The organism is Paenibacillus sp. PL2-23 (genome assembly GCF_040834005.1).
Classification (GTDB): Bacteria; Bacillota; Bacilli; order Paenibacillales; family Paenibacillaceae; genus Pristimantibacillus.
In genome coordinates this window covers 2,907,039-2,921,389 of sequence record NZ_CP162129.1, presented here as the reverse complement: position 1 = coordinate 2,921,389, position 14,351 = coordinate 2,907,039, and the positions used below count along the sequence as shown (strand labels likewise).

General features: G+C 47.8%; 9 protein-coding genes. All 9 read right to left on the bottom strand.

Annotated elements, in window-relative coordinates; genetic code table 11:
* Positions 1-219: 219 nt before the first annotated feature.
* Positions 220-1,185: an IS3 family transposase gene (locus AB1S56_RS12635; protein WP_367903355.1), complete on the bottom strand. Its 966-nt coding sequence runs from the start codon at positions 1,183-1,185 to the stop codon at positions 220-222.
* Positions 1,134-1,490, bottom strand: a complete 357-nt coding sequence (locus tag AB1S56_RS12630; protein WP_340873818.1) for a helix-turn-helix domain-containing protein — start codon at positions 1,488-1,490, stop codon at positions 1,134-1,136. Before AB1S56_RS12630 ends, AB1S56_RS12635 begins: the two co-directional genes overlap by 52 nt.
* Before the next feature lie 121 nt (positions 1,491-1,611).
* Complete coding sequence (locus tag AB1S56_RS12625) at positions 1,612-2,208, bottom strand: hypothetical protein (RefSeq protein WP_340873832.1); 597 nt, start codon at positions 2,206-2,208, stop codon at positions 1,612-1,614.
* A gap of 3,313 nt (positions 2,209-5,521) precedes the next feature.
* A complete protein-coding gene (locus AB1S56_RS12620; protein WP_340873795.1) occupies positions 5,522-6,088 on the bottom strand; it encodes a hypothetical protein in 567 nt (188 codons plus the stop codon).
* Between the two features lie 3,440 nt (positions 6,089-9,528).
* Positions 9,529-10,629, bottom strand: a complete 1,101-nt coding sequence (locus AB1S56_RS12615; RefSeq protein WP_340867376.1) for a tyrosine-type recombinase/integrase — start codon at positions 10,627-10,629, stop codon at positions 9,529-9,531.
* A 122-nt stretch (positions 10,630-10,751) separates the two neighbouring features.
* Complete coding sequence (locus tag AB1S56_RS12610; protein WP_340867378.1) at positions 10,752-12,308, bottom strand: ABC-F family ATP-binding cassette domain-containing protein; 1,557 nt, start codon at positions 12,306-12,308, stop codon at positions 10,752-10,754.
* Positions 12,309-12,405: 97 nt separating this feature from the next.
* Positions 12,406-13,200: a helix-turn-helix domain-containing protein gene (locus AB1S56_RS12605; RefSeq protein ID WP_367903354.1), complete on the bottom strand. Its 795-nt coding sequence runs from the start codon at positions 13,198-13,200 to the stop codon at positions 12,406-12,408.
* Between the two features lie 66 nt (positions 13,201-13,266).
* Entirely contained in the window at positions 13,267-13,725 is a 459-nt protein-coding gene (locus AB1S56_RS12600; protein WP_340867382.1) for a MarR family transcriptional regulator, read from the bottom strand.
* 102 nt (positions 13,726-13,827) lie between these two features.
* Entirely contained in the window at positions 13,828-14,349 is a 522-nt protein-coding gene (locus AB1S56_RS12595) for a DUF2179 domain-containing protein (protein WP_340867384.1), read from the bottom strand.
* Between the last annotated feature and the right edge of the window lie 2 nt (positions 14,350-14,351).

Genomic DNA, 14,351 nt, shown 5'->3' with positions numbered 1-14,351 from the left:
GATACGATTTCGCCTAACGTTCTCTGTATTTACGACGTCCGACGAATGTCGGATGTGTCCGGCTGATTCAGCTTCTCTGTCATATCTCCGGACAGACCGAGGGCGTCAGCCCGATGCGTGAATACGGTCAGACCCCCTAATTCCGGAGTATTACCTATGTAAAACTGAGTTGGCGTAACACAGCTGCATATTTCGCCATTTTACTCTCGTTTGCTTCATTTACACCGTTCGCTTGAACGGTTCCAGCTCTTCCCGCGTCTTTGTCTTGGCCCATGCCATGAACAAAGCAGGAGAGCGTTTCCCGAGGCTTCTGTGCATCCGCCGGTTGTTGTAAAACTCGATATAGTTTTCTACAGCCTTGTACGCATCCTGGAACGTATCAAAAGTTTCTTTGCTGAGCAGGTCACGCTCAAGTGTCGCATGGAACGATTCGATGTACGCGTTCATGTTTGGTGTCTTCGGCGGTATGCGCTCGTGGGTAATCTGCCGCTCTTCGCACAGCTCTCCAAAGGCCTTGCTGACGAACTGCGGCCCGTTGTCTGTGCGGATTACCGGCGGCTTTGCCATAGGCCCCAGACGAGCGTCCAGCGCTGCCCGAACCATTCGGCAAACATCCTTCGCCTCGCAACAGGAGCCAATGTGGTAGCCTACAAGCGTACGGTCGAAGACGTCGATCATATCCGCAATGTAAAAGAATTGGTCGTACCCTGCAACGTAACCGTATTTAATATCTAACTGCCACTGCTCATTGGATGCCGTCACTTCCGCGTTACGTGCCAAGCGACGTGGGTAGTGCGTTATTTTTCGGCGCTGCGGGTGAAGAAGGCCCAGCTTCTTACAGAGACGGTACGTCTTCTTCTTGTTGATTACCAAGGCGTGCTGGTTGCGCAGGCACTCGTTCAACAGAAGATACCCGTATCCATGCTCCTCGCCAGCTGCCAGCTCCATCAGCCACTCCTCAATTTGAGCATCGCTGACGATCTGCCCAGATTGGGTGCGCGAGTGCGTGCTTAGCGGACGGCCTGGGCGAGGGACTGATACTACGGTCCCTTCGTTCACCGCTTTCCCATAGCGCTCCTTGCGCTCGTAGTAGGTGGAAGATGAAACTCCTGTAAACGCGAGCACGGTGGCCGCTACGTGTCCCTGCCCGATGAACGTCTGTGCGACGTGGAGTCGGTCTTCCAAGCAGGGTTCACCTTTTTTACGAGCTCTCGAAGCACTTCGTTTTCTAGTTCCTTTTCCCCTAAGGCTTTCAATGCCCGGTTATACTTTTCTTCCATTTCGGCCAACCGCTTCGACTCGTCCAGGCGCTCATCAATGGTCGGTACTGCATCTTCACCAAACGTCTCTTGAAACTCCTTCACCCAGTTCCGAATCGTCTTTGGGGAAACCTCATATTTCCGGGCGAGTACTCCCACCTTGATGCCAGCCAATGCCTCTTGCGCTACCTTGTAACGTACTTCTTTGAACGTATTGTTACGCTGCCTCATTTCCTCCAGCCCCCTATCTAAATGGTACCTTATTTCCCTAGGTATTCTCCAACTTAATTAGGGGGCTTGATAGAATATGGTGTTAACTGAAGTTCCTGGCATCCTTGATTTACTTTCAAGATTATTCATTCAACAACCATTTTTTCATTTTTGCTCTCATTGTATTAGCAATTTCACTATTTTCTTTAACGATCCAACAATACAATGGTCCTTCAATAAATCCTTTAATTTCTTTTGAGGTTTTTTCAAGATTCTCTTTCAGTTCTTGGTATGAGAATTCAATAAAATACTTATTACTAATAGACGATTCTGGATCATCTGGCCATACGTACACTTGGTTATTATTGTAGGTTAATCCCGGTGCGGGATCATGTCCCATCCACGGGCTTTGTTTATTAATAATTGAATCAATTGCATTTGAATAATCTTCAAGCCCGCAACAGCAACTCGGCAAAATATAGTTATTCTCGTCAGCAAAGAAAGCAACTCCACCCGAAAGTGCTATATAATCTTGCTCAAACAATTCATTAAAGGATAACAGCAACGATTGCTCAACATTAATATCCATGTAGCCAAAAAGATGAGTTAGGAACAATTCTACATCATGGCTGCTGGACTCTGCTGAGAGACACAAGAATTCCTTTCGAGTAACTTCGCCTGTAATCCAAATTGGCTTATCGTAATATGGATCAGTAATAACCGCCTTTGTGTAGGGCATCTTCGTATCCCCTTGTCTAATTAAGTCATACAGGAATTTCAGTTAACGTTTGGGATTCGCGAATCCTCACTGGCTTAAGCTGCCCTTTCGATCAAGCGCAGCGATCGACTTGCCGGGTCCGAAGGACTTAGCCAGTGCAGGATTGTCCGGCTGATTACGCTTCCCTGCAATCTGAATTATCTTCATCGAGTCCTCTTCCAATACTCCGGCCGGACCAAGGAGCCGACAGGCGACGCAGCGTGAATCTGGTGTTATCTGATGTTGACCCTTCTTCGAGTTAACCCAAGAAATCGTGTTTACGATCTTGACCTAAGTGTTTTCTAGTCTTTCAATAGGGTTTGTACAGGGCTTAAGGGTTCATCCGATAGGGTTACCAGGGAGATGTAAAGGGGCAGAAATGCTGATTGTTGCTAGGGTGGACAGTAACTTCCGCCTTGTACAATCGCATTTCGGTTTTGCCCTTTACATCATTTTTTCGGATGATCCCTTAATACGCCCTGTACGGGTTTCCTATTGAAAGCTAGGTTAGGTCAAGTCGTACACGATTTCGGTCAGGAATCCGGACAGATCATAATATAGTCCTTGCATACACTTCATCGAATCACCTCAGAAGGACTTATACATGATCGGTATTCCTGATGGGTTTTTACTTCTTTGATCAGGTCAATATCAGATAACGTTCTGGGATTCACGAATCCTCACTGGCTTAAGCAGCCCTGTCGATCAAGCGAAGCGATCGACTTGCCGGGTCCGAAGGACTTAGCCAGTGCAGGATTGTCCGGCTGATTACGCTTCCCTGCTACTGAGTTATCCTCTTCGAATCCTCTTCCTATACTCCGGCCGGACCCAGGAGCCGACAGGCGACGCAGCGTGAATCTGGTGTTATCTGATGTTGACCCTTCTTCGAGTTAACCCAAGAAATCGTGTTTACGATCTTGACCTAACGGTTTTCTAGTCTTTCAATAGGTTTGTACAGGGCTTAAGGGTTCATCCGATGCGGTTACCAGGGAGATGTAAAGGGGCAGAAATGCTGATTGTTGCTAGGGCGGAACAGTAACTTCCGCCTTGTACAATCGCATTTCGGTTTTGCCCTTTACATCATTTTTTCGGATGATCCCTTAATACGCCCTGTACGGGTTTCCTATTGAAAGCTAGGTTAGGTCAAGTCGTACACGATTTCGGTCAGGAATCCAGACAGATCATAATATAGTCCTTGCATACACTTCATCGAATCACCTCAGAAGGACTTATACATGATCGGTATTCCTGATGGGTTCTACTTCTTTGATCACGGCAATGACACATAACGTTTGGGATTCGCGAATCCTCACTGGCTTAAGCTGCCCTGTCGATCAAGCGCAGCGATCGACTTGCCGGGTCCGAAGGACTTAGCCAGTGTAGGATTGTCCGGCTGAATATGCTTCCCTGCAAACTGAGTTATCTTCATTGAATTCTCTTCCTATGCTTCGGCCGGACCAAGGAGCCGACAGGCGACGCAGCGTGAATCTGGTGTTATATGACGTTAACCCTTCTCCGAATCAACCCAAGAAATCGTGTTTACGATCTTGACCTAACGGTTTTCTAGTCTTTCAATAGGTTTGTACAGGGCTAAAGGGTTCATCCGATGGGTTACTAGGGAGACGTGAATGGGCAGAAATGCGGATTGTAGCTAGGGTGGAAACTAACTTCCGCTCTTTATACAATCGCATTTCGTTTTTGCCCTTTACGTCATTTTTTCGGATGATCCCTTATTACGCCTTGTACGGGGGTCCTATTGAAAGCTAGGTTAGGTCAAGTCGTACACGATTTCGGTCAGGAATCCGGCCAGATCATGATTAGTCCTTGCATACTCTTCACCGAATCACCTCAAAAGGACTTATACATGATTTAGATTCCTGATGGGTTTTTACTTCATTGTAACCAGGTTAATGTCATATAACGTTTGGGATTCACGAATCCTCACTGGCTCAAGGCGAAGCCGGGTCTGAAGGACTGAGTCAGTGAGGATTGTCCGGCTGAATGTGCTTCCCTGCAAACTGAGTTATCTTCATTGAATCCTCTTCCTATGCTTCGGCCGGACCAAGGAGCCGACAGGCGACGCAGCGTGAATCTGGTGTTATGTGTCGTTGCCTCTTCCTCGAGTTAACCCAAGAAATCGTGTTTTACGATCTTGACCTAACGCTTTCTAGTCTTTCAATAGGCTTTGTACAGGGCTTAAGGGTTCATCCGATGGGGTTACCAGGGAGATGTAAAGGGGGCAGAAATGCTGATTGTTGCTAGGGCAGAACAGTAACTTCCGCTTTGTACAATCGCATTTCGGTTTTGCCCTTTACGTCATTTTTTCGGATGATCCCTTATAATGCCCTGTACGGGTTTCCTATTGAAAGCTAGGTTAGGTCAAGTCGTACACGATTTCGGTCAGGAATCCAGACAGATCATGATAATAGTCCTTGCATACTCTTCAGCGAATTACCTCAGAAGGACTTCTACATGATCGGTATTCCTGATGGGTTCTACTTCTTTGATCAAGGCAATGACACATAACGTTCTGGGATTCGCGATTCCTCACTGGCTTAAGCTGCCCTGTCGATCAAGCGCAGCGATCGACTTGCCGGGTCCGAAGGACTTAGCTAGTGCAGGATTGTCCGGCTGAATGTGCTTCCCTGCTACTGAGTTATCTTCATTGAATCCTCTTCCTATACTTCGGCCGGACCAAGGAGCCGACAGGCGACGCAGCGTGAATCTGGTGTTATATGACGTTAACCCTTCTCCGAATCAACCCAAGAAATCGTGTTTATGATCTTGACCTAACGGTTTTCTAGTCTTTCAATAGGGTTTGTACAGGGCTTAAGGGTTCATCCGATGGGGGGTTACCAGGGAGACGTAAATGGGCAGAAATGCTGATTGTAGCTAAGGCGGAAACTAACTTCCGCTCTTTATACAATTGCATTTCGTTTTTGCCCTTTACGTCATTTTTCGGATGATCCCTTCCTACGCCCTGTACGGGTTTCCTATTGAAAGCTAGGTTAGGTCAAGTCGTACACGATTTCGGTCAGGAATCCGGCCAGATCATGATTAGTCCTTGCATACTCTTCATCGAATCACCTCAAAAGGACTTATACATGATTTAGATTCCTGATGGGTTTTTACTTCATTGTACCAGGTTAATGTCATATAACGTTTCGTATATTCACGACGCCCGACGAAGTCGGGTGTGTCCACAGCAAACACTTCCTGAAGCCGCTTCTGGGACCGAGGGCGCCAGCCCGATGTGTGAATATGGTGTTATGTGAAGTAGTTGTCTTCATCGAGTCTACCCACGAATCTTTATTATTTCAGTTGTTAACTGAATGATTGCCGTAATTATAGAAATCAAGACAATAAATATTGTAACTGTGGTTTCAACTTTACTTTTTTTATTCTCCTGCTTTGCGATAGTTGTATTTTTTTCATTTGTCGATTCACTTGGTTTATTAAAGAAATATGATATTCCATATAAGAATATCCCCGATCCAACAAGAAACAAAATTACATTTAATGATTTAATAATATTAATAACAGTGATGTTACTTACGTATTTGATTTGAAATAAATGCAAAAGTAAAAGTGGTATAAAGAATGCGAGACTAGCGCCCCAGTAACTAAAAGCTTCGTGCTTTAAAACCTTCGATGTCTCTATCATCATACCTAAAACACCGAAAATAAGAGCTATCCAACCAATAACCTTAAAGATAATACTTATAGCATGTGGGATTTCTCCATAATAAATTGGAAGATAAAAAAAGGTCATTCCTACAACCCATAACCATGCAGCTATAAAAAAACCTGATGAAGCCGGAGATTGTTTAGCTTCTTTATTCTTTTGACTGTTATTATTCATAGATCTCCATCTCCCCTCATCCCTATTACAACTATTTCACATAACGTTCTGGGATTCGCGAATCCTCACTGGCTTAAGCTGCCCTGTCGATCAAGCGCAGCGATCGACTTGCCGGGTCCGAAGGACTTAGCCTGTGCAGGATTGTCCGGCTGAATGTGCTTCCCTGCAAACTGAGTTATCTTCATTGAATCCTCTTCCTATGCTTCGGCCGGACCAAGGAGCCGACAGGCGACGCAGCGTGAATCTGGTGTTATCTGATGTTGACCCTTCTTCGAGTTAACCCAAGAAATCGTGTTTACGATCTTGACCTAACGCTTTCTAGTCATTCAATAGGGTTTGTACAGGGCTTAAGGGTTCATCCGATGCGGTTACCAGGGAGATGTAAAGAGGCAGAAATGCTGATTGTTGCTAGGGCGGAACAGTAACTTCCGCCTTGTACAATCGCATTTCGGTTTTGCCCTTTACATCATTTTTTCGGATGATCCCTTAATACGCCCTGTACATGTTTCCTATTGAAAGCTAGGTTAGGTCAAGTCGTACACGATTTCGGTCAGGAATCCAATAGATCATAATATAGTCCTTGCATACACTTCATCGAATTACCTCAAAGGACTTATACATGTTCTAGATTCCTGATGGGTTTTTACTTCTTTGATCAGGTCAATATCAGATAACGTTTGGGATTCGCGAATCCTCACTGGCTTAAGCTGCCCTGTCGATCAAGCGAAGCGATCGACTTGCCGGGTCCGAAGGACTTAGCCAGTGCAGGATTGTCCGGCCGATTACACTTCCCTGCTACTGAGTTATCTTCATTGAATCCACTTCCTATACTCCGGCCGGACCAAGGAGCCGACAGTCGACGCAGCGTGAATCTGGTGTTATATGACGTTAACCCTTCTCCGAATCAACCCAAGAAATCGTGTTTACGATCTTGACCTAACGGTTTTCTAGTCTTTCAATAGGTTTGTACAGGGCTAAAGGGTTCATCCGATGGGTTACTAGGGAGACGTGAATGGGCAGAAATGCTGATTGTTGCTAGGGTGGAAACTAACTTCCGCTCTTTATACAATCGCATTTCGTTTTTGCCCTTTACGTCATTTTTTCGGATGATCCCTTATTACGCCTTGTACGGGGTTCCTATTGAAAGCTAGGTTAGGTCAAGTCGTACACGATTTCGGTCAGGAATCCGGCCAGATCATGATTAGTCCTTGCATACTCTTCACCGAATCACCTCAAAAGGACTTATACATGATTTAGATTCCTGATGGGTTTTTACTTCATTGTAACCAGGTTAATGTCATATAACGTTTGGGATTCGCGAATCCTCACTGGCTTAAGCTGCCCTGTTGATCAAGCGCAGCGATCGACTTGCCGGGTCCGAAGGACTTAGCCAATGCAGGATTGTCCGGCTGAATATGCTTCCCTGCAAACTGAGTTATCTTCATTGAATTGTCTTCCTATGCTTCGGCCGGACCAAGGAGCCGACAGGCGACGCAGCGTGAAGCTGGTGTTATATGACGTTAACCCTTCTCCGAATCAACCCAAGAAATCGTGTTTACGATCTTGACCTAACGGTTTTCTAGTCTTTCAATAGGTTTGTACAGGGCTAAAGGGTTCATCCGATGGGTTACTAGGGAGACGTGAATGGGCAGAAATGCGGATTGTAGCTAGGGTGGAAACTAACTTCCGCTCTTTATACAATCGCATTTCGTTTTTGCCCTTTACGTCATTTTTTCGGATGATCCCTTATTACGCCTTGTACGGGGTTCCTATTGAAAGCTAGGTTAGGTCAAGTCGTACACGATTTCGGTCAGGAATCCGGCCAGATCATGATTAGTCCTTGCATACTCTTCACCGAATCACCTCAAAAGGACTTATACATGATTTAGATTCCTGATGGGTTTTTACTTCATTGTAACCAGGTTAATGTCATATAACGTTTGGGATTCACGAATCCTCACTGGCTTAAGCTGCCCTTTCGATCAAGCGTAGCGATCGACTTGCCGGGTCCGAAGGACTTAGCCTGTGCAGGATTGTCCGGCTGAATGTGCTTCCCTGCTACTGAGTTATCTTCATTGAATCTTCTTCCTATACTCCGGCCGGACCAAGGAGCCGACAGGCGACGCAGCGTGAATCTGGTGTTATGTGTCGTTGCCTCTTCTCCGAGTTAGCCCAAGAAATCGTGTTTTACGATCTTGACCTAACGCTTTCTAGTCTTTCAATAGGGTTTGTACAGGGCTTAAGGGTTACCAGGGAGATGTAAAGGGGCAGAAATGCTGATTGTTGCTAGGGCGAAACAGTAACTTCCGCCTTGTACAATCGCATTTCAGTTTTGCCCTTTACGTCATTTTTTCGGATGATCCCTTCCTACGCCCTGTACGGGTTTCCTATTGAAAGCTAGGTTAGGTCAAGTCGTACACGATTTCGGTCAGGAATCCAGACAGATCATGATAATAGTCCTTGAATACTCTTCATCGAGTCACCTCAAAAGGACTTATATATGATCTAGATTCCTGATGGGTTCTACTTCTTTGACCAAGGCAATGACACATAACGTTTGGGATTCGCGAATCCTCACTGGCTTAAGCTGCCCTGTCGATCAAGCGCAGCGATCGACTTGCCGGGTCCGAAGGACTTAGCCTGTGCAGGATTGTCCGGCTGAATGTGCTTCCCTGCTACTGAATTATCATCTTCGTATCCTCTTCCTATACTCCGGCCGGACCAAGGAGCCGACAGGCGACGCAGCGTGAATCTGGTGTTATGTGTCGTTGCCTCTTCTCCGAGTTAACCCAAGAAATCGTGTTTTACGATCTTGACCTAACGCTTTCTAGTCATTCAATAGGGTTTGTACAGGGCTTAAGGGTTCATCCGATGCGGTTACCAGGGAGATGTAAATGGGCAGAAATGCTGATTGTTGCTAGGGCGGAAAAGTAACTTCCGCCTTGTACAATCGCATTTCAGTTTTGCCCTTTACGTCATTTTTTCGGATGATCCCTTAATACGCCCTGTACGGGTTTCCTATTGAAAGCTAGGTTAGGTCAAGTCGTACACGATTTCGGTCAGGAATCCAGACAGATCATGATAATAGTCCTTGTATACTCTTCATCGATTCACATCAGAAGGACTTTTACATGTTCTAGATTCCTGATGGGTTGTACTTCTTTGATCAAGGCAATGACACATAACGTTTTTATTGCTGTACTTTTGGTTAAGTTGTTCTGGGTGTGGTGTTTCTGTTGTTCGTGTTAATTGCAATAATTCGACGCTAATCCATCCGATGCCGACCACCAACCAACGTTAGCTAATCCCTCTCACAACCCAACCTGCACGCCAACAAAGCCAACTTGATCAGATCTCCTAAATCTCTTACAAGATCTCTTCCCTGATCTCTTCCCTACCTTCTTCCTATATCTCCAAGATCTCTTCCCTTACGCATCCCATTAACTATCCAAAGGACTTCGAATGCGGCGGAGGTCCTTTGATGTGACGTGGGTATAGATCTGGGTTGTGCGGGGGCTTTGGTGGCCGAGGAGCTCTTGGATGTAGCGGAGATCTACGCCGCTTTCCAGCAAGTGAGTGGCGAAGGAGTGGCGAAGGCTGTGTATACTCACTTTTTTGTTGATGCCGGATGCTTCCAAAGCTCGTTCGAACAGCCTCTGCGCGGACCGTTCTGTGAGATGACTATTGGGATCTTGGCCGGGGAAGAGCCATGTCTGGGGTGAATAGGTCTTGACGTACACCTGAACCAGATGGAAGGCTTGATCGGATAGCAAGGTATACCGATCCTTGCGTCCCTTGGCTTGTTTGATTCGCAGCGAGCGCCTGCCGATATCAACATCGTCCAGTCTCAAGCGCACGACCTCTCCTACCCGTAGACCTGAGGAGTAAGTCAGCGCAAGTAATGCGATGTGCTTTTCGTTGTTCAAGGCTTGCAGCAGGCATTTCACTTCAGTCAGTGAAAGAATTTGTGGCAGCTTTTTTTCTTTTTTGGGTCGAACGAATTTTGTATCGTCCTTGATCTGAAGCACTTTTTCCTTATAAAATTTAATCGCGCTGATTGCTTGGTTCACATAAGCATGAGAAAATTGTGAATCAAGCAACTGCAGCAGGTAAGGCTGAATAACGCTAGCTCCCCACTCGGTTGTCCCCAATTGCGTCATGGTGAAGGTATGATATCTCTTCACATGACCGGCATACACTCGTATCGTCCTGGCGCTGTATCCTCGCAGTTTAAGCTGATCTCGCAGCTTCCTCTCATCCTCTGGGCTCCAGATCAGAGCGGCTTTGCCCAGTCTGGCCTTCCGTTCACTGAACAAATAACATTCCTCTTGAAGGGCAGCGTCAGGCACGAAAGCATAATGGGGATATGCATCGATTAATCGTTGAACCACATCAAGTGTATAAGGCAGCGTCCATATACGCTCTGCAGGTACCCACCGATGTCCTTGTATGGCTTTAATACGAAGCACATCATCTCGATTGAAACGAACAAGCCTAACACCAAGCGTTTCATCATTTAGCTTATACAATCTGATTTCCATTTCCTGCTACCTCCATTATACCTGTATTTTCAAATTCAGGAAGAGCGCAAAAAAAAGAAAGCCCCAGCGGCAAGAGTTCTTCTCCCGCCAGGTGCTTTCTATGTGTTGACCATTCATTGTCATTAGAATACTTTTGTTGTCCAGCTCTCGCAATTCCAGGTTTCGGTTACTACGTCACGATAGAATTCAGGTTCGTGAGAGATCAAGAGAATACTGCCTTTGTACGCCCTGAGCGCTCGCTTCAGTTCTTCCTTCGCGTCGACGTCCAAGTGGTTCGTCGGCTCGTCGAGCACCAGCAGGTTCGTATCGCGGTTAATGAGCTTACAGAGCCGAACCTTGGCCTTCTCGCCGCCGCTCAGAACCGTAATTTTGCTTTCGATATGCTTGGTGGTCAAGCCGCATCTCGCCAGGGCGGCGCGAACCTCGAATTGTGTAAACGAAGGGAATACGTTCCATATCTCTTCGATACATGTATTATAGTTCGCTTCCTTCGATTCTTGCTCGAAGTAGCCGATCTCCAGGTTGTCGCCCAGCTCGACAGAGCCGGATACAGCCGGAATTTCGCCCAGAATACTGCGAAGCAGAGTCGTCTTGCCAATCCCGTTGGCGCCGACGAGCGCAATCTTCTGTCCGCGCTCCATTCGCAGGTTCAGCGGACGAGACAGCGGTTCGGAATAACCGATCACGAGCTCGTTGGTCTCGAAGATCACACGGCCGGCGGTGCGGCCTTCCTTGAAGCTGAATTGCGGCTTCGGCTTCTCCTTCGCCAGCTCGATAACATCCATCTTGTCGAGCTTCTTCTGTCTGGACATGGCCATGTTACGGGTTGCGACACTGGCTTTGTTCCGCGCGACAAAGTCCTTCAGGTCCGCAATCTCCTGCTGCTGGCGCTTGTATGCGGACTCCAGCTGCTGCTTCTTCATCTCGTACACTTGCTGGAAGTGGTTATAATCTCCAACGTAACGGTTCAGCTCCTGATTCTCCATATGGTAGATCAGATTAATTACGCTGTTCAGGAACGGAATATCATGAGAAATGAGGATAAAGGCATTCTCGTATTCTTGCAGGTATCGCTTCAGCCACTCGATATGGACCTCGTCCAAGTAGTTCGTCGGCTCGTCCAAGAGCAGAATATCAGGCTTCTCCAGCAACAGCTTGGCGAGAAGCACCTTCGTGCGCTGGCCGCCGCTCAGATCGTGTACATCCTTGTCCAGACCGATATCGGTCAGGCCCAGACCACGCGCGGTCTCTTCAATCTTGGCGTCGATCATATAGAAATCCTGGTTCGTCAGCGTATCCTGAATCGTACCGACGTCTTCCAGCAGACGCTCCAGCTCCTCGGGCGAGACCTCCCCCATCTTGCCGTACATGTCGTTCATCTCCTGCTCCATATCGAACAGGTATTGGAACGCGCCCTTAAGCACGTCTCTAATGGTCATGCCTTTGGTCAGCACGGCGTGCTGGTCCAGATAACCGACGCGCATGCGCTTCGACCATTCCACTTTGCCGTCATCAGGCTGAAGCTTGCCCGTAATAATGTTCATAAACGTGGATTTACCTTCACCATTCGCGCCAATCAAACCGATATGCTCGCCCTTCAGCAAGCGAAACGACACGTCATTGAAGATAGCGCGGTCTCCAAAGCCGTGGCTGAGACGTTCTACATTTAATATGCTCATGCATTAACACCTTTTCTGTTAGACTTCATACTCGCTATATTATAATCGTTAGATAGCATTCAACTCAATAACCAAATTGTTTGCAGCATGCAAAATGCTAGGGCCCCCGGCTTGCTTCAGGCATCACTCGCCCCAGAAACCGGTTCATCAGCACGGGAAGCGAAATGAGAATAGGCGGATCAATGAGGCTTGGCGGATGCAGCGAGACATCCAGCGCGGGCAGCTCTTCGCCTGCTCCAACGACAATAGCTGTCTTCGAGCGCGAACGCAGCGTTGTCTGTGGAAGCAGCATGCGCTTCGCCTCTGTGCCCCACGAAATCGTCGTCGCCATCACATAATAGATGCCCGGCTTCACATTCGGAATGACGAACTCCCCCAACGCTCCAAGCAATGTGCCGTACAGGGGCAGACCCTCCGGAATAGGCTTAGGGAACAGGCCGATTAATACAACGCCCTCGAACGCAAATTCGCTTGTAACGGCTCCTCGAACCGTTGCATGCTGCGGGGCTAATAGATCAGATGTGCGCCAATCCTTCAGCTCCTGCAGCAGGGACAAATATTGTCCGGCACTCTCCGCAGTGTTGCGGAACTGAGCCGGTGTCATTCCGACCTTCTGCGTGAATCGGGTGGTGAAGGTGCCAAGGCTCTGCTGGCCAATCTCCATGCCAATGTCCCGAATGCTAAGCGAGCTGTTAAGCAGCAGCTCCTTCGCCTTCTGCAGCCGAAGAGCAGAGACGTAATACATAGGCGAGATGCCCATCTTGTCCTTGAATAAGCGGGTAAAGTGATATGGGCTGTACGACGCCTGCTCGGCTAGCCTCGCAAGCGGCAGCGGATCTTCAATATGGTCTTGAATATATGCCAATATCTGTTCCATCTCGGTCGAACCCATTATGCACTTCACCGCCCCCCAGTTTTCCCAATCCTTTCATTAGTCTACCATCATCGCCCAATACGATCAAGTGTTCTTATTGTAAGGTTGTGGATGGGTAGGAGCCTGCTGCATGCTGCGAACCATCTTCTCCAGCACTTCCGTTACGATTCGGGCTTCTCCCTCATCCAGCTGGCTGAGATATGCGCCGATCATCTCTTCCCTGATCTCTTTGGCGCGCTGTATGAGGAGTTGACCATGCTCGGTAAGCTCGACGAGGATGACTCTGCGATCCGATTCGTCGTGTATGCGGCGCACAAGCTCAGCCTTCTCCAGCCGATCAATCATAACCGTAACGGCGCTCGGCTTTACCTCCAGCTTGTCTGCCAGCATGGTCAGGCGGCACTTGCCGCTTGTCCGGATCCAATGAAGCATGAACAACTGAGTCATCGTCACCGGTGTATCCAGCTGCTCTATTATAATAGAAGCAAACATTCGGTTCAGCTGCGTGACGGATTGCTGGAATCGACCTGCGAGAGTCTCCATCAAGCTCCCCCTCTCTGATGATTGGATCTATTTTATTCTATCTGCCGATGGGCAAAAAAGCTATCCTCCGCATGCTTGCGGAAGATAGCTTCAGCGCGACTCTTATTTCTCCAGCAGCTTGGCCCAGAACCCGCCCCTGAAGTGGCGCGGCTCGTGCGAGATGACGAACGCCTTCGGAGCGGTAGCGGAGATTGCTTCCAGCAAGCGCTTCTCCGCGCTTCGTTTCACCAGCACCTGCATAACGAGTCGCGGACCGCTGCGGCCTTCGCCTTGCCAGACCGTCACCCCATAGCCGCTTGCCCGCAGCTGGTCCGGCAGGCTTGTATTCACGGTGTCGGCAATGACTTGTACCACAGAATAGCCCAGCGCCAGTGCCTCTTCGATCTTGCTCCCCAGGAACACGCCGAGTCCGAAGCCGACACAATAAGCGGCTATGTAGATCGGACTGGACAAATTGTCCAGCACGATCTGCAGACCGATCAAATAGATGAATACCTCGACCATGGAAATAAGCGATGCCGCTAATCGTTTGCCTTTAATGACGAGAATGAGCCGCAGTGTAAATATCGAGACATATGTCATATTAATGCCGAGTATTAAGGCGATAATCCAGACCGGATTCATGA